Source organism: Paraflavitalea pollutisoli (assembly GCF_029360705.1).
Lineage (GTDB): Bacteria > Bacteroidota > Bacteroidia > Chitinophagales > Chitinophagaceae > Paraflavitalea > Paraflavitalea pollutisoli.
Genome location: NZ_JARKMX010000004.1, coordinates 612,630 through 630,454, shown reverse-complemented (window position 1 = coordinate 630,454; position 17,825 = coordinate 612,630). Strand labels below are relative to the sequence as shown.

Genomic DNA, 17,825 nt, shown 5'->3' with positions numbered 1-17,825 from the left:
AAGTTGGTTGGTTAGTTGATGTCGAGCCCGGCTTCGTCTACGAAGTAAAACCGGCCCGTCGTATTGTTCTTGCGCACCAGGATCGTTTTGGCAGGGTTGGAGGGATGGTAGAAATCGTAATTACCATCCGCCTTCTGCGTGGCCACATACCCTTTTTCCGGGTTGTTCTTTACCCAGGCCAGCGGATCGGCCAGCATTACGGTCAGCCTGCCCGTGAGGTACAGGTTGCGTGGCGCATCAAGTCCCTCGGTGGTCATCGAGGTAACACCGGTAGCGATCATAAACAGCTGGTGCTTGGTTTGCGAATACGCACCCAATGGCCAGGTACCCCACCAGGATGGCTTCTCCAGTTTGTTACTGAGCAAGATCTTCACTTTGATCAGTTTATTCATCGCCGTGTCGATACCGTTACCCGGTCTCAGTTGCAACGTGAGTTTCACGGACTCACGTTCCAGCAACGGATCGGTGTTGAGCAGGATCACCGGCAGGCGAAACAGGCCGGTATCGGCCGGCAGGTCGTACCAGTTTTTGAAAGCCTCGTAATGCAACCCTGCTTTGGCCGTGGTATTGCTGTCGACCACCGTGATGCCGAACTGACGGGCACCATTCGACCGCAGGCCGTTCAACTTTACAGGCAGATAGATCGTGTCTTTGGCCAGCGTTGGCTCATAGGCAAAGGTGAACACCACGCTATCCTTCGGGTTCAGGTCGAAATACACATTTTGTTTGGCCGCCTGGTACGTGAAATCAGGCGTCTTTTTGCAGGCAATCAGTGCCAGTGCACATATCGTAGAAAAGACAAATACTTGTTTCATGTTCGGAGCTTTTAGCGTTGACCGTATTCTAATTCATCGTTGGGCAGCGGCAGTACAAACACCTTATTGGATGGCGTCAGCACGGCGCCCGATTCCTGCACGATACCGCGGTTGAGGCGCTTGTACAGGTAGAAGATTTGTCCTTCGGCATAGGTTTCTTTCCGTACTTCCTTTACCAGTTCATTCACGAATACCTGTTTATCGGCCGTATTGATATCGGAGATGATACCACGTTGCCTGCGTACGGTATTCAGGTAGGAAAGGGCTTTGGCAGGATCGGTATCCCAGGTCGTTTCTGCCGCGATATAATACATCTCGCTCAGGCGGATGGCCGGCAATACCAGCGGATGCCGGTTGGTCTCCTTATCGCGTTTGTATTTCACCAGTTCGTACCGGGAGATGGAGTTGTCTTTGACCATCGTGAACCAGTGTTTGAGGCGCAGGTCCTCACCACCCACACCACCTGTTTCATACAGGTTGTCGCCGGCAGCCAGGGCGATAAACAAACCCGCTGCGCCGGATTCAAACCGCGACAGGTAGGAGTTTTCGTACCGATCGGCAAACCAGCCGAATAAGATCTCCGGATAAAGAATCCTGTCTTTGAGCGTTATATCCGATTGGATAAAATCTGCCGCTTTGGTCCAGGGAAATTTGCCGGCTGTGATCACTTCCTGTGCATTCGCCAGGGCTTCGGCCTTTTTATCGAGGTACAGGTAAACCCGGGCCAGCGTACCACAAACGGCGTAGTAATTCAAGCGGTGCCTTCTGTTCTGCTGGAACAATACCTGCGATTGCTGCTCTTTGGAAGCCGTATCGCCGGGATAGCCTACTTTATACCCTTCGGTAAGGATCGGGTCGTATCGTTTCAGGATCTCCTTGGCCTTGATGAGGTCCGTCACCATGAGGTTCAGGGCTTCTGTGACCGTCGACAAAGGGGTTACCTTGTTGGAGTAGGAGGTAACGTAAGGAATGGATTTGCCGGCAGGTGCGGTGGCAAAGGATGGGCCGAATAAACGTAACATATCGAAATGCAGGTAGGCCCGCAATGCCAGCGCTTCCCCTTCTACGAGTGCCTTGTTCACCGGCAGCATCGGCGTACTGTTGTTGATGTTCTCCAGGATCAGATTACAATTGGCGATGGCATTGTAGGTCTTGCCCCAGATGCTGGAAATACGGGACATCGCATGCCCATCCTGGTAGTTGTACTGGGCTGCCTGGTAGTACCCATTCCGGTCATTGGGCTCCAGGTGGAAGCTTTGCGCCAGCGCATCCGGCAGTCCGGCAGAAAGCTCTACGCCGTACAGTTGCTCGTTTGCCGCAGCGGTATACACGCCATTGATCGCTTCCAGGAAGCCGGATTCCGTTTTAAACAACTCTTCCTTGCTAATCGCGTCTTCCGGCTTTACGTCCAGCCATTTGTTACAGGAACCGGAGAACGCGGCAAGTGTTATGATGAATAAGTATTTTTTCATACCTAAGTAATTAAAAGCTTGTTTGAAGAGAGAGTGTGAAGGCACGGGCAAATGGATAGTCGAGACCTCTTTCTATCGCCATCGAAGAGGACCTGAACACATCGTTCATCGTGAAAGAAGCGCGCAGCATATTCATGCCCAAACGTTTTACCAGCGACTTGTTGAAGTCGTATGAGGCGTACACCGAGCGCAACTCCAGTACATTGTCTCGCTGTACAAAGCGATCAGAAACCCGTGTGGAACCAATATCGGAGATGTCCTTGTATTTGGCAATATCACCTGGTTGCTTCCAGCGCTCGGCCAGTACCCGGCGGTCTACGTTGTAGCGAGGATCTGCATTCTCTACCCGGTCAACCAGCGTCTGGTTGTAATCTTCTCCACCAAACCTGGTGTAGAATTGCACCTGTACCTGGAATCCTTTGTATTGCGCAGAAGCGCCAAAGAAGCCATCGGCGAAAGGTGTGTTATCGCCCACAGCAACGATGTCTTTCACATCCCAGTCATAGGTATACGTGCCATCTTTCTTCAGAAATACCTCGCGGCCATTCTCCGGGTCGATACCCAGCGAACGTACGGCATAGATCGTATTGAGCGACTGGCCCTCGTTGTAGCGTACCAGGGGCTGCGATGCAAAACTGTTGTTTTGCGCATCATCCACCTTATCGTTATAAGCTTTCAGCGCATTGGAGATACGCACGATCTTGTTGGTATTACGCGCCATATTCGCGAACACGTTTACAAACCAGTCTTTCCGCTTCACGATTACCGCCTTCAGGTTCAGCTCAAAACCTTCATTGAGCATGTCACCCAGGTTGTCCTTGTAAAACCCAAAGCCGGTAGAAGGCGCGAGGGTGATATCAGACAACAAATCGGTGGTGAGCTTGTGGTAATAGCGGGGCGAGATCATGATCCGGTCGTTAAAGAGGCCCAGATCGACGCCTGCATCGTAGTTACGCGTTTGCTGCCATTTGAGGGCAGGATTGCCGTAACTAGATACAATAGCGCCCACACCCGTGGAATACCAACTGGCGTAGTAGCTAAAGAGCGTCTTAGCCATATGCTGACCGAAGTTGACGGCGCCGGTGATACCGGTACTACCACGCAGCCTCAGTTGACTGATGATCTTGCTCTTGAAGTTGGCTTCCTTGTGTACATTCCAGCCAACACCCAGTGACCAGAAGGTCGCCATCTTGTTGTCGGTGCCAAATAGGGAAGAGCCATCGGTGCGAACGGTACCGTCGAACAGGTACTTGTTCTTGTACGTATAGTTGCCACTCAGGAAGCTACCGAACAAACGCGAGCGGGAGAAAGAACCACCAGGCGTAGCGCCTTCCAGGTATCCTTGTGCAAAACCAATATTGGTAAAGCGGTCGTTGGGGAATCCTACTGCCGTAAACGAGTTCTGGTCGAGCGTGGAAGTACGGATATTGGCACCCAGCGTGGCGTTGAAGAAGTGATCGCCTAGCTGTTTGTTGTAACCCAACGTCAGGTTACCATCAACTGTTGTTTCATCAACATTGGTATAAGAGTAACTGCCGCGTTCATCCATTTTATCTGCCGGCTGGAAGAAGTAATAGTTGGCCAGTGGCGACGTGTACACATCATAGGTCGTCTTCCTTTTGAAGAGGCTGACAAGGCCACGGGCACGCAGACCTGGCGCAATGTTCCATTCACCGGAAAACACATCGAGGATCTCCAGGTATTTGTTCTTGTTGAAAGAGCTCAGTGTGCTATTGTACATCGGGTTCAGTACATAATTCGTCACAAACTGATCGGGCCCCGAGCGGCCGGTATTGATCAACCAATCATCAACATTCTGAATGATATTGCCCAAAGAATCTGTTTTCGGATAGTAGGGGTTCATCCTGGAATAATCGCCAAAACTACCCCAGGGAGACTCCGTAGCATTTACCTGGGTAAAGGTCAGTTCGTTCTTGAACAGGAAGGTGGTGCTGGGATTATAATTCAGGTTTACGCCGAGGCTATACCGGTCGCGGGTAGATCCTTTCATCACCCCGGGCTGTGCCTGGTAGCGCATGTCTACCCCATAACGGATACCGTTGCCACCACCTTCCAGGTACAGGGAGTGTTTTTGCCCGAGCGATACACGAAGCGGCTGTGAGAGCCAATAGGTATTGATACCCGACAGCACACTTCGTTTCTTTTGGTAGTAGAGAGCTTCCTGCATGTCGGAACTACGGGAGCCCACAGTGGTATACAGGCCGGCAAGTCTTTCATATTCCAGCTTTTCTGCAGCATCGAGCAGGTTATAATCGGTAAGATCGGGCGCGTTGACGGTGTAGTCGCCATTGTAGAAAACCTGCAGCTTGCCCGACTTGGGTTGTTTGGTAGTAATTACCACTACGCCGTTGGCAGCGCGGGAGCCATACACGGCGGTCGCTGCTGCATCTTTCAAGAGCGTGATGCTGGCGATACGGGAGTTGTCGAGGTCAACGATCTTCTGCACCGACACTTCATAGCCATCGAGGATGAAGGTGGGCATATTGGCGCTGCTCTGGAGGTTGGCGCGGCTGATCACATCGCCCGTACCAGTGGGCAGGGCAGTGGTACCACGCAGGTTGATATTGGGTAACTGATTGGGATTGGACCCCATCAGGTTGTTATCGGCAATACGGAAGGAAGGGTCGAATGCCTGAATGCTTTGCAGCACATTCACCGGGTTTACCTTGCGCAACTCTTCGCCGGTTACGACGACGGCATTACCCGTGAAACTCTCTTTGTTAATGAGTGAATAACCGGTTACAACGATATTGGCCAGGGGATCTTTGCTGGCACCCTGCCGGAGGCGGATGGTAATGGGGTTGCCATTACGGATCACGAACGTCTGTCCTTCATAACCCACAAAGCTGATCAACACCGTAGCACCTTTTTTTCCGGTGATGGAGAAGTAACCACCGGCGCTGGTAGGCACACCGTTCTTGGTACCTTTTACCATGACGCTGGCGCCTTCGATGGCACGGCCGGTACTGTCATCGATGACGGTGCCCTTGATGGTGTACTCACCGGGAATGGTGTCGACGGCCAACGGAGCCACTTTGTTGTCGATGACCACGGGGCGGGGACTCACCACGATGGTTTTATTGACGATCCGGTAGATCAATGATTGATTGCTGAAGATCTTGTCGAGCACTTCTTTCATGTCGACGTTTTTCGCCGAAACGGAAACTGGCGCTGCATTGTCGAGCAGCCGGGCATTGTAAAAAAAGGTGTAGCCGGTCTGCTTACGGATGTCGGCAAAGACTTTCTTCAGCGAAGCATTTTCGCGGGAGATATTCACTTGCTGGGCATTGCCCGTAGCGGAAACCTGCAAACAGCCAATCAAAAGCAATACAGCTGTCAATCTCATAACCAGGATGGTTTTGGGCTTCACAAAACGCCGTAGGTGCGCGCTTTTGCGAAGAATGATAAAAATCATACTTTTAATCAATTGGGTTAAACAATTTGGTTCCATTAGCCTGAGAACTGGTTTTGCCCATCATTGGCCGTCAACGTTGGCGCGTTGGCGGCTTTTTATTGGGTAAACCTTCGTACTGATACGTTCAGTACAACGATGACATCGGTTTTGGTGCTTTCATGCAGGATAGCGGTTAGCTTGGTTGAGCGTCTGCTTTCGCAGGATAAGGTTGGGAGGCAGGAAAGGTTTATACAATCAATGGCGATACATCAGGGCATTACGGTGACCTTACGGCCCTCGACCTTGAAATGCACCGCACTTAATTCCAGGATTTTGAATACTTCGGTCAGTGTACTGTTCCGTGGTATCTCCCCTTCAAACAATTCGTTGGAGAGCGGTCCTTCATACACCACTTCTACATTGTACCAGCGTGCCAGCTGGCGCATAACCGTTCTGATATCGGCATGGTTAAAATTGAAAATGCCGTTCTTCCAGGCAATCACTTCATCGGCATCCACCGTATTGACAGTGATGGACGCAGGGCGGCCAACGCCATAGGCAAAGGCCGCCTGCTTGCCGGGTGCGAGGGTGACAGGTGTACCGGGAGCCGCCATGGCAGCTACTGTCACCTTGCCTTCGAGTAACGTGGTCTTCACCAGCGGCTCGTCTTCGTAGGCATTTACATTGAAGTGTGTACCCAATACTTCCACGACGCCGTTGTCCTGGTGCTGCCGGTCGGCTGTATACACACGGAAAGGCATGGCGGCATTTTTGGCCACTTCAAAATAAGCCTCACCGGTGAGCTGAACTTTTCGTTCACCACCGGTGAAGGCTGTAGGAAAGCGCAGGGAGGAAGCTGCATTCAACCACACATGGCTTCCGTCGGGTAAAATGATTTCGTATTGACCTCCATTGGGCGTAGCAATGGTATTGAACAGCGGTTGGGCACCAGCCGTTGCTTTGTTCGCATCCTGGTAGGCCAGTTGACCATTGTTGAGTTTGATGATCCTGGTGGTACCCTGTTGAGCGAGGGTGGTATTGCCAGCGGTATCCAATATGATCTGCTGTCCATTGGCCAAGGTGAGTACCGCTTTGTTGCCACCAGGCAGGAGTGGAGCGGCTTCGTTGGCAGTTACAGTGGGCGCGGTTGTCGACGTGTTGTTGCCATTGAACCAGATGGCGGCTCCAATGCCCATCAACACCAGCACGGCTGCTGCGACCTGCAAACCGCGTCGGCGATAAAAGGGCACGACACGCGCCTGGGCGGCCGGATGAATAGCTTGCTGCATATTGCGCAGCATTCGATCTTTCAATGCGGTCACTTCTTCGGCATTGGCCACTGGCCATTCCACGCTGCGCTCATTGGTGGCATTGTACCAGGCGGTCAATTCCTGTTCTTCTTCGGGAGAAGCTGTATTACTGAGGTATTTATCGATAAGTTGCTGGAGCCTTTCGGGGGTCATGCGTTAGTTTTTGGCAGGAGCTGATGGGCAGCCCCTATAACTATGTACCCACGAACCAACGAGTACCCTGAGTGCTCGTTATATTTTTTTTAAGAAAATATTAATAAAAAGTGAAGCGAGGGTGAAAAAACGATAGTTGCCCAGCAGGTGGCGTAGGGTTTTGAGGGCTTTGGTGAGGTGAGATTCGACCGTTTTGGGCGATAGGTTGAGGGTTTCTGCGATCTCCCTGGTAGAAAGCTGGTGATCGCGGCTATAGACAAATACGAGGCGGCATTGCTCGGGCAATCCTGCCACTAAGCCATCAACATATTCTTTCAGGAATTTGGCCTGGATGAGCTCTTCGTCGAAAGTAGCGACGGGCAAATCGGTGTTGGTGGCGGTATGATCCTGGAGCAGGTCTTTGCGGCGATTCTCGCGGGAGATGGATTTGAAGACGGAAAACTTCACGGCAGTGGCCAGCCAGGCGGCCAGGCGGTCGATCTCCATATCGTGCCTGCGATTCCACAGACTGAGCAGTACATCCTGTACAATTTCTTCAGCGACTTCCTTATTACGGGCGTGGTTGTACCCGATCGCCAGTAGCTTGTCCCAGTAACGATGGTAGATCTCCACAAAAGCTTCCTCATCATTATCCCGCAACAAGGCTACCAATCGTTCGTCACTGAAATCCCCGTACAAAGCAGTTCGCGTAGTCTGTGACACGGCCTCAAGATAACAAAAAAAACGTTTTAGCGGGGTAGATTTACCCGCTACCCCGCGAGAAATATTTGCTGTAGTAGTAATTGCTTAGCAGGGCCGGTGGCCAGAGAATAGCCAACAAAAAAAGGGAAACACTGGTAGTGCTTCCCTTATAATGTGGTGTATTGACCCAGGTCAATAGTGTAAAATACTTATACGTTAAAACGGAAGTGCATGATGTCGCCATCTTTCACGACATACTCTTTGCCCTCGATGCGCAGCTTACCTACTTCACGGGCAGCCGCTTCAGAACCGAGCGCCACGTAATCCCCGTAGCCAATCACTTCCGCCTTGATGAATCCTTTTTCGAAATCGGTATGGATCACGCCAGCAGCTTGTGGCGCCTTCCAGCCCTGGTGAATAGTCCAGGCACGTACTTCCTGTACGCCGGCGGTAAAATAAGTAAACAGGTTCAGCAACTTGTAAGCGCTGGTGATCAGACGGTTCAGAGCAGGCTCCGTCATTTTGTATTCCTCCATGAACAGCTCCCGGTCGGCGGGATCTTCCATTTCGGCGATCTGCGCTTCGATGTTGTTGTTCATCACGATGATCTCGGCGCCTTCTTCTTTGGCAGCCTTGGCCAGCGCTTCGGAAAACTTGTTGCCGGTATGCATGGAAGGCTCATCTACGTTGGCTACATACAACACGGGCTTTTCAGTCAGCAGGAACATATCGGCGATGGCTGCCTTGTCTTCTTTCGACAGGTTCAGTCCACGAATGCTTTTACCTTGCTCCAGGTGCGCTTTGCAACGCTGCAGAACGTCGAGTTCCAATTTCATCTTGGGATCCGTACGGGCAGCCTTCTCTACGCGACCGATCTTGCGGTCTACGCTATCGAGGTCTTTCAGTTGCAGTTCGGTATCGATGATCTCTTTATCACTTACAGGGTTGATGGCGCCTTCGTCACGCAGTACATTCTCATCTTCGAAACAACGGATTACGTGGATGATGGCGTCTACTTCCCGGATATTACCCAGGAACTGGTTGCCCAATCCTTCGCCTTTGCTGGCGCCACGCACCAGGCCGGCGATGTCCACGATCTCGATCTGTGTAGGCACTACCCGGTTGGGCACTACCAGTTCGGCCAGTTTACTCAGGCGGGCATCCGGTACATCTACCAGGCCAACATTGGGCTCGATGGTACAGAAACGGTAATTGCTGGCCTGCGCCTTGGCGCTGTTGCTCACAGCGTTGAACAAAGTTGATTTTCCTACATTCGGCAATCCTACGATGCCTGCTTGTAAAGCCATAATAGATTAGTTTTCATTGATGGTGGCAACCTGCCACCGCCCTTTTCAGGCGCGCAAAGATACGCCGAAACACGGAATTTGGCGTGATGAAATAAGTCTTTGGCAGTCAATTCGTGGGATGTATAAGCCCCATTTTTGAAAATCGGGTCCGCAACCGGTTGGACGCGGGGAAATGACACCTCGGAAGACGGGCAGAATGGGCTTAAAATAACGAGCCCCCAGGTACTGATGCAGCAGCACAAGGGGGACCCGTACAAGCAGACCTTCGTGGTCTCGCCAACCGTCTGCTATTATTTAACAGCCGCTACAGGCTTCTTCAGTTCCTGCAGCTCTTTTTTCAATTGTTCGATCTCCTGTTGTTGTTCTTTGATGGAGGCCACCAATAACGGGATCAGGCTTTCCATGTCTACCGTTTTCACTGTGGCGGTACGATAGGTGTTCTTACCATACATATAGGTGCGGGTGGTATGCTTGATCAGCTGCGGAAAAACAGCTTCTACTTCGGCTACGGTAAAACCATAGCGCTTGCCCTGGGGCAATTGCAGGGTTTTCGATTGCTGCTGATCATATTCAAATACGCCGGGCTCCAGTTTCTCCAGGCTTTGCACGGGGTGATCGATGGTACCCACTTTCTTCTGCACTACACCATCCTTGCTCTCCTGAGCTATCGACACGGCCGTTACCAACATGAAAAGAGCAATAAAAAACGATTTTACGATATATTGATTTTTAGTAAGCATTGTGTATTATTTATATTGAAAAAAAGAACCCCAGGATAGTATCACTACTACCTGCAAAAAGCAAATCGGATCAAATTCCTGACGGATCGATTACAGGATCGTTATATCGGGCGGGGGAGTAGGTACCGGAATGCACACGGCATCAGTAAAGGAAATATTCCTGGGAATGATGTGATCGGCCGAAAAGAAGGCCATCACCGGATCAATATAAAAAGTGGAAGGAGCGTCTGGCAGGTTTTCAGCACGGGGATCGGCTTGTTTCTCTTCCGTATTGCGTTCAGATTTTGTTTTATCCTGCCCGGTCATGGTTTCTTCCACCAGTTGCTGGTTGACATGTCCCGACAGAATCATCACATCCGGCACAATTCCATTGAACAGGAACGCGACGATCAAAAAACAGCCAATGATATATTTAGTCCAGCTTCTCTTCATAACCAATAATATACACTTCGTCTGATCTTTTGTTCTGCGGTGCAAATGTACGACGCATTGGTTATTTGATAAAATGCATCGGGTATTATTAACATACGTATAAGTCAAAAATGTTAAAAATTAACCAGTCGCCATGGCCAGCATGGCCGACAATACACCATCTACCACCTTCGACAGGCGTGTGATATCCAGTGTTTCCAGTTTGTCGCCTGCCTGGTGATAATGATGATTGCGAAAGAAAGACGTATCCGTAATCATTAAAGCGGAAATGCCCATTTGCCAATAGTTCATATGATCCGAATAATCGACACCGGTCACCGCCGCAGGAGCGGCAAAGGGAACGGAGCGGATCGTATTGGCAGCCTGGAAATGCTGCGTAAAGCCATCCACAAAAGCATCCTGGCGCGACAGTCGCACCAGTGAGATGAAATCACCTTTGTCTCCATACTGATCTTTCAGCGCGGGATGAGGATATTGCTGACTACCTGGCTCATCCCGGAAATAGCCGATCATTTCCAGGCTGATCATGCCCACCACATCGGCCTTCATGGATTTCAGCGATTGCGCGTGCACATAACTTCCCATCTGTTTGGTACGAAAGAAAGGAGGCTCTTCCAGTGTATAGGCCACCAGGTCGATCCGTTTGTGGAGCGGCCTGCCCTTGAACTGGCGCGCCAATTCCAATAGCCCCGCCACACCACTGGCATTGTCATCGGCCCCCTCCTGCTTGCCACATACATCGTAGTGGGCGCCCACGATGATGCGTTTGGCATGCCTGACGCCAAAGGACGCAATCACGTTCCTGTACGTACGACCTTCCACCTGGTAGGTCTGTTCGTACACCGTATCAGCATGTTGAAGCAATACCTGCCGGATATAACCGGCCGTTTTGTTGAGGGCTTGTGTATCCTCGTAATTCCGGTAGCCGTTTTGCTTTGTCAAGGCGACCAGGTGCTGGCGCACGAGCATCGTGTCGGTGACCGTATGGCCGGCTGTAGCAGCCTGCATCACAACAATCAGCGAAGAGAGCAGTAAAAAATGTTTCAGCATAAGGGATGCGTGTGAGTCAAGGGTTAGAACTTCATGGGGTATTTTACGGTCACTTTGCCGTCCCTGATCTTCTGCAATTTGCTCTTGAGCAAAGTGCGTTTCAGTGGCTTGAGGTAATCGAGGTACAGGATGCCTTCCGTATGGTCGTATTCATGCTGTATCATACGTGCGGTGGTACCGCTGAACGTCTGTTCCCGTGGCGTAAAATTGCGGTCGAGGTACTCGACGGTGACCGACCAGGAACGCTCTACGGCACCCTCGATGGAGGGAATGCTGAGGCAGCCTTCTTCCTCTACCCAGGTGGTCGCCGAGCGGCTGGTGATCCGGGCATTGATAAAAGTTTCCTGTATACCCCCATGGGTATCGAAATAACGCTTGCGATCGCGCTGGTCCATTTTGCTATAGGTCTGCGCACTGTCTACGATAAACAATCGCCAGGGTTTGTCGACCTGTGGTGCTGCCAATCCGCAGCCACTGGCCACGTACATCGTTTGCCACATATTTTCAATGAAGGTATCGATACCGGGAAGATCCGGGGGCACTTCGGCGCAGGATTGCCGCAGGATATCATGGCCGTAGGCAACAATAGGTATGATCATGGCTGTACAGGTTTTCTGAAGCGTTGCGTTGGGGTAAAATACAAAGATCCCGGCAACTGCGCAAAGCAGCAGGCCGGGATCTCCTTAGTATTTTGTTAAAGAGGTACGCTGACTAGGTGTAGCTCGCGCACTCCTTATTTTCCTTGTCTGTATACGCGAGGTTGTACTGTTTCAGCACATCGTCGGGCACCCCATTCCATTTGTTGGGGGTGTTGCCTTTGTAGCCGATGTCTTTTACCCCGATCTCGGAGGTATAGAAACCAGTCACCGTCAGGTTACGGATCAGGTTGAAGAACGCTACGCCCTGCGCCATTTCAGGCTTGGCCTTGGCGGGCCAGGCGATCTCGTCTACCATTTCCATCTGTTGTTGCTGGGTGCAACCCTTGAACGCCTTTTCGTAACGGCGCAGGCATTGCATATCGAGCCAGCGCAGGCCGCCACGCATGGGCACCTGGTGCTCGGGCATATCCTTCACAATGAATTCGATCCACTCGGGCACTTTCGCATCGGAGGCACTGCCGCTCACATCGTCCTTGGGGATGATGATATCGCCCAGGATGGTGATGGTGGCCAGTTCTTCGGGGGTAAAGAAGGTGCTGGAAGTAACTTGTTTATAGTGTGCCTCTTCTTCCTTCATACGGTCGATGGTACCGGCAGGCTGCGAAGCTTTCGCGGCATCATCGGCTGCCTTTTTATCGCCGTCGCCACAGGCTTCGAGCAATACACCGGCAGAAAGGGTTCCTAAGGCTAATGCTTTAAGGGATTTTCTCCTGTCCATAATAGTTGTTTGTATGGATGATCCTAAATATTGTTACGACAAAAGCGTGGTACGCGGTTTAGAGATTCTGTTTCTTCATCTCATCGATGATGTACTCACTCGCACGCATCGATAAAGCAAGAATGGTCCAGGTGATGTTCTTATCAGCTTGTGATACGAACTGACCACCGTCCACATTGAACAGGTTCGGACAATCATGCGCCTGGCTCCATTTGTTGAGTGCCGACTTTTTGGAATCGTCACCCATCCGGATGGTGCCTGCTTCGTGAATGATCTTACCGGGTGTATCGATACCGTAGTTGTTCTCTTTGGTACCGTCATCGCCCCAGGTAATGATCGCGCCCATATTGTGCATGATCTCGCGGAAGGTTTCCTTCATGTGCTTGGCCTGGTTGATCTCATGCTCGGACCACTTCACATTGAACTTCAATACAGGAATACCGTATTTGTCGACAACGTTCGGATCGATCGCGCAGTAGTTGCTTTCGAGCGAGAGGGCTTCACCACGGCCGGCCATACCCACGCTGGCGCCGTAGAAGTAACGAACGTCCTCTTTCAGCGAAGCACCGTAACCACCGGCTTCTTTCTTCTGGCCATTCACGGTGTATTTACCGTTCATGCCTTCGGTACCCCAACCTACACCGTAGGCTGGCTGGCCCATGCCACCCCAATACTCGATGTGGTAACCGCGGGGGAAGTCGAGCTTCTTGTTGTCGCCCCACCAGGGTGAATATACGTGCATACCGCCTACACCGTCTTCGTTGTAGCGTTTGCGGCCAAAAAGTTGTGGCAATACACCACCCATGGCAGTACCGGTCGAGTCGTGCAGGTATTTACCTACGACATTGCTGCTGTTGGCCAGGCCGTTGGGGTGACGTTGAGATTTGGAGTTGAGCAGGATACGGGCGCTTTCGCAGGCACTGGCAGCGAGGATCACCACACGGCCATTCACCTGGTATTCGTTCATATCGTCTTTGCTCACATAAGATACGCCGGTTGCCTTTCCTTCGCGATCGGTCATTACTTCACGCACCATGGCATTCACCACGAGGTCTACGTTGCCGGTTTTGAGGGCAGGATTCACCAATACGGAAGAAGAAGAGAAATCCGCATAAGCGTACGAACAGGCACGTCCGCACTGGGCGCAGAACATACACTCGCCACGGTCTTTATTGCCAGGTAATGCTTTTGTCAGGATCGACAGGCGGGAAGGGATCACGGGTACGCCGGAAGCGATGCCCGCTTTCTTGATCATCAATTCATGCAAACGGGGCTTGGGGGGAGGCAGGAAGAATCCATCGGGATCATTTTCCAGGCCTTCATTGGTACCAAACACACCGATCATTTTATCTACGCGATCGTAAAAAGGCTTGATATCATCATAACCGATGGGCCAGTTTTCACCCAGACCATCGATGCTTCTGCGTTTGAAGTCTTTGGGTCCAAAACGGAGCGAGATACGGCCCCAGTGGTTGGTACGGCCACCGAGCATACGGGCGCGCCACCAATCCCATTGCGTACCGGATTCCTTGGTATACGGCTCACCATCGATCTCCCAGCCCCAGTAGCAGGCATCAAAATCGCCAAATGGACGGTACTTGGTGCTCGCACCACGACGGGGCGACTCCCAGGGATTCTTAAATTGGGTAACGTTTGTCCTTGGGTCATACATAGGTCCTGCTTCTACCAGGCACACTTTCAATCCTGCATTGGCCAGGATATAAGCTGCCATGCCGCCGCCGGCTCCGGAACCTACAATTACCGCGTCATACTGCTTTGCACTTTTTTTGATTTGCAGATCGCCCATATGGCAAGTTTAATATTTAAGGTAAAAAGGTGGCGTAAATGTAAAAGATTTAAAGCGTACGCCATAAATCCGATCCCGTTTTTTTATAAGTGGAAGGACGTGGGTAACTTTCTAATCTTATTTTCCAATAAGGGGCCAAGATAGCCAACTAAAAGCATTTAGCAAAAAATCAACTTTTAATCATAATACTTTTTTAACCCGCGGTGGTGGATTTTGAACCGGGTAGCAGAATTGTACCCGCTGCAGTAGGTGTGCGGTGAGAAATACGCCACGGGAGGCGTATGACGAAGGGGCGGCAGGCTAAAAAAACTGTCCGGTCTTGCTGGCGTGCGTCAGGCCGTTTTCCGTGTACGCAGTTGGCGCCGCTTGAAGAACTTGAAAACTTCCATCACGAGCACAATGGTGCAAGAGAGGCCTAATAAGACCAGCCATTCGTTCATCCGCACCGGTTCCAGCTGCAGGGTATCATTGAGCCCGGGAATATAGGCGGCCAGGATATGAATACCCTGCGCCAGCAGCACGCCCACCACGATGAGTTTGTTGTTGGAGAAAGGCATTTTGAACAGGGAGCGGGTTTCAGACCGGCAGTTGAGCACATGAAAATTTTGCAACAGCACCATCAGCATCATGATATCTGTACGCGCGTGGCGTGCTTCCATACCCATGATCTCGATGAGGTAATACCAGGCACCAAAGGTGATGACCGTCATCACCGCCGCCGAAATGAATACCTCCTGCAACATCAGGGGATCGAAGATGCTTTCTTCGGGCTTACGGGGCGGCTTTTTCATCACGGCCATATCACCTTTTTCGAAGGCGAGGGCGATCTCCTGGATGCCGTTGGTGACCAGGTTGAGCCACAACAGCTGTACCGGCACAAAGGGGATGGGCATACCAAGGATCAGCGGAATGGCCACCAGTAATATCTCGGCCACGCCGGTAGAGATTAGCAGGTAAATGATCTTGCGCAGGTTGTCGTACGTAAAACGACCTTCTTCCACCCCCGCGGCGATCGAAGCAAAATTGTTGTCGGTAACGATGATGGAGGCGGTCTCTTTGGTGAGGTCGGTGCCGCTGCCCATGGCAATACCGATATGGGCCGAGCGCAGGGCAGGCGCGTCGTTGGCGCCGTCGCCTGTCACGGCCACGAAATGACCTTCCCGTTTCAGTCCTTCCACGATCAGTTTTTTCTGCAAAGGGGTTACGCGGGCAAATACTTTTTTACCTGCCAGCCGCTCGTCGAACCCGGCGTCTACGGGCGTTGGCTCCGGCTCAGTTGATTTGTCTTCTTTGGAAGCGCTGTCGCGCTTGCTTGTTGCCCGGGGAGCTGGGCTGGACGTTTCCCCGGTGGTGGGGTTATTGTTCGTATCCGCAGTGGTTGATGCTGCCTGATCACTTTTCGTTTTCTGAACTACCGGTGTCGCCGCTTTATCGGCTAGGGGAGTGGCGGCCTTTTCTTGCTGCTCGCCCCGTTGCTCCTTGCTTTCTTTGGCGCCGCCGAGTTCGCGGCCCGTGATCACTTCCTTTTTATCGCTGGCAATGCCCAGCTCTTTGGCGATGAACAAGGCAGTGGCAGGGTGATCGCCAGTTACCATCACGACCGAAACACCGGCTTCCTGGCATTCTTTCACTGATTTGATAGCCTCGGGTCTCAGCGGATCGATCAGTCCGGCCAGGCCTGCCCATGTCAAGGTTGGCAGCTGATCCAGTTTCGTATCGTTCACTTGCTCCCTGGCAAAGGCCAGCACGCGGTATCCATCGGCAGCGAGTTTCTCCGACTCTTCATGGGCCTGCTTGCGCTGGTCTTCCGGCAATTTTTCAGCAATGATCTCCAGCGCTCCTTTCATCGCGAAGTGCAACGTGCCGTCTTGCTTGAAGAACACGCCCGAGAATTTGTTTTCCGACTCGTACGGAACCATCTGCACGACCTCTACTGCTTCCTTGAATGCATCAGGCGTTTTGCCACTTTTATGCGCCATGGCGAGCAGTGCCACGTCCATGGCATCGCCGGTATGCTCCCAGTGATCACCTTCCTGTCGCAGTTCGCCTTCATTCGACAATACCGCTATTTGTATAAACGATTGCAGGGCAGGTGGCAATTCAGACAGTTCCTGATCGCCTTGTTTAATCTTGCCCTCTCCATCATATCCTTCGCCATCTACGGCGAACGTCTGATTGTCGGGCAACACAATTTTCTTCACCGATTGCTGGTCCATGGTAAGCGTGCCTGTTTTGTCGGAAGCGATCATTGTGCAGCTACCCAGGCCTTCTACGGCCGGCAGCCGCCTGACGATCACGTTGCGTTTTGCCATGCGGCGTGTTCCGATCGATAGCCCAACTGTTAAGGCTACCGGCAACCCTTCGGGAATGGCGGATACCCCCACAGCGATCATCAGGAAAAAGATCTCCATGATGGGCATGCCCCGGTACCAGCCAATGAGTCCCAGCAATACGCATACGATCAACACGGCAATGCTGATCTTCTTCGAGAATACGTCCATACGACGGATGAGTGGTGGCTTTTCCGCTTTGCCTTCCGTCAGTGATCCGGCGATGCGTCCGATCTCTGTTTCTTTCGCAGTTGCTACCACATACCCCCATCCGCGGCCTTTTACGACAGTAGTCGCTGTAAAAGCCATGTTAATTTGGTCGCCGGGTGGCAGTTCCGTATCGGATAAAACATCCGTTGATTTGGTCACCGGTTGTGACTCACCTGTCAACAGAGCTTCTTCAACATGAAGATCTTGCGCCTCCGCCAGTCGCAGATCAGCAGGCACCTTCACACCTGATTCAAGTAGTACCACGTCGCCTGGCACCAGTTCGGTTGCATCCTTTTCTATTACTTTGCCGTCTCTTTTAATACGCGCTTTTACGGTAACCAGGTTCTTGAGCGCTGCTGCACTGTTTTCCGCCTGCCATTCCTGCCAGGCACCCAACACCGCATTGATCACAATGATGGCAGCTATAAAGATCGCGTCGCTGATCTCCCTGGCTACTACAGACAGGATGGCTGCACCGATCAGGACATAGATCAGCGGACTGAGGAATTGGGAAAAGAAGATGGCCCAAAGACTTTTCACTGTGGGTGGCGGTAACGCATTAGGTCCATGTTCCTGTCGTCGCTTATCCGCTTCAGCCGATGATAAGCCATTGGGATCTACAGAAAAATGGGTCGCTATTTCTTCTTTCGATTGATTGTACCAGGCTGTGGAAACTTTGTTCATATGAATGGGTTACTGATAACAATAAATACAATGCCTGCCTAT

The 17,825-nt window shown here is 51.7% G+C and carries 13 protein-coding genes; all 13 read right to left on the bottom strand.

The features are described from left to right. Positions 1-11: 11 nt before the first annotated feature. The 13 genes from P2W70_RS12445 to P2W70_RS12385 all read right to left on the bottom strand — a co-directional run bounded on the left by P2W70_RS12445 (position 12) and on the right by P2W70_RS12385 (position 17,783). Entirely contained in the window at positions 12-815 is an 804-nt protein-coding gene (locus P2W70_RS12445) for a DUF4843 domain-containing protein (RefSeq protein ID WP_276481791.1), read from the bottom strand. A gap of 11 nt (positions 816-826) precedes the next feature. Beyond that, positions 827-2,287: a RagB/SusD family nutrient uptake outer membrane protein gene (locus tag P2W70_RS12440; protein WP_276481790.1), complete on the bottom strand. Its 1,461-nt coding sequence runs from the start codon at positions 2,285-2,287 to the stop codon at positions 827-829. 10 nt (positions 2,288-2,297) lie between these two features. Further along, positions 2,298-5,654, bottom strand: a complete 3,357-nt coding sequence (locus P2W70_RS12435; protein ID WP_276481789.1) for a SusC/RagA family TonB-linked outer membrane protein — start codon at positions 5,652-5,654, stop codon at positions 2,298-2,300. A gap of 317 nt (positions 5,655-5,971) precedes the next feature. Continuing rightward, on the bottom strand, positions 5,972-7,165 hold the full coding sequence (locus tag P2W70_RS12430; RefSeq protein ID WP_276481788.1) for a FecR family protein: 1,194 nt from the start codon (positions 7,163-7,165) through the stop codon (positions 5,972-5,974). Between the two features lie 78 nt (positions 7,166-7,243). After that, positions 7,244-7,867, bottom strand: a complete 624-nt coding sequence (locus P2W70_RS12425; protein WP_276481787.1) for an RNA polymerase sigma-70 factor — start codon at positions 7,865-7,867, stop codon at positions 7,244-7,246. A gap of 188 nt (positions 7,868-8,055) precedes the next feature. Beyond that, a complete protein-coding gene (gene ychF / locus P2W70_RS12420) occupies positions 8,056-9,153 on the bottom strand; it encodes a redox-regulated ATPase YchF (protein ID WP_276481786.1) in 1,098 nt (365 codons plus the stop codon). 290 nt (positions 9,154-9,443) lie between these two features. Continuing rightward, the gene (locus tag P2W70_RS12415) at positions 9,444-9,893 is read right to left on the bottom strand and encodes a hypothetical protein (RefSeq protein WP_276481785.1); all 450 of its coding nucleotides are present in this window, start codon (positions 9,891-9,893) and stop codon (positions 9,444-9,446) included. A 90-nt stretch (positions 9,894-9,983) separates the two neighbouring features. Beyond that, complete coding sequence (locus tag P2W70_RS12410) at positions 9,984-10,325, bottom strand: hypothetical protein (RefSeq protein WP_276481784.1); 342 nt, start codon at positions 10,323-10,325, stop codon at positions 9,984-9,986. 120 nt (positions 10,326-10,445) lie between these two features. Then, the gene (locus tag P2W70_RS12405; RefSeq protein WP_276481783.1) at positions 10,446-11,375 is read right to left on the bottom strand and encodes a M28 family peptidase; all 930 of its coding nucleotides are present in this window, start codon (positions 11,373-11,375) and stop codon (positions 10,446-10,448) included. Positions 11,376-11,398: 23 nt separating this feature from the next. Further along, the gene (gene def, locus P2W70_RS12400; RefSeq protein WP_276481782.1) at positions 11,399-11,974 is read right to left on the bottom strand and encodes a peptide deformylase; all 576 of its coding nucleotides are present in this window, start codon (positions 11,972-11,974) and stop codon (positions 11,399-11,401) included. 112 nt (positions 11,975-12,086) lie between these two features. Next, positions 12,087-12,752 carry a gluconate 2-dehydrogenase subunit 3 family protein gene (locus P2W70_RS12395; protein ID WP_276481781.1) on the bottom strand — a complete coding sequence of 222 codons (666 nt, stop codon included), beginning with the start codon at positions 12,750-12,752 and terminating at the stop codon, positions 12,087-12,089. Positions 12,753-12,810: 58 nt separating this feature from the next. Further along, positions 12,811-14,559 carry a GMC oxidoreductase gene (locus tag P2W70_RS12390; protein ID WP_276481780.1) on the bottom strand — a complete coding sequence of 583 codons (1,749 nt, stop codon included), beginning with the start codon at positions 14,557-14,559 and terminating at the stop codon, positions 12,811-12,813. Positions 14,560-14,891: 332 nt separating this feature from the next. Beyond that, positions 14,892-17,783 (bottom strand): cation-translocating P-type ATPase, encoded by a 2,892-nt coding sequence (locus P2W70_RS12385; RefSeq protein ID WP_276481779.1) that lies wholly within the window; start codon positions 17,781-17,783, stop codon positions 14,892-14,894. Positions 17,784-17,825 lie beyond the last annotated feature (42 nt).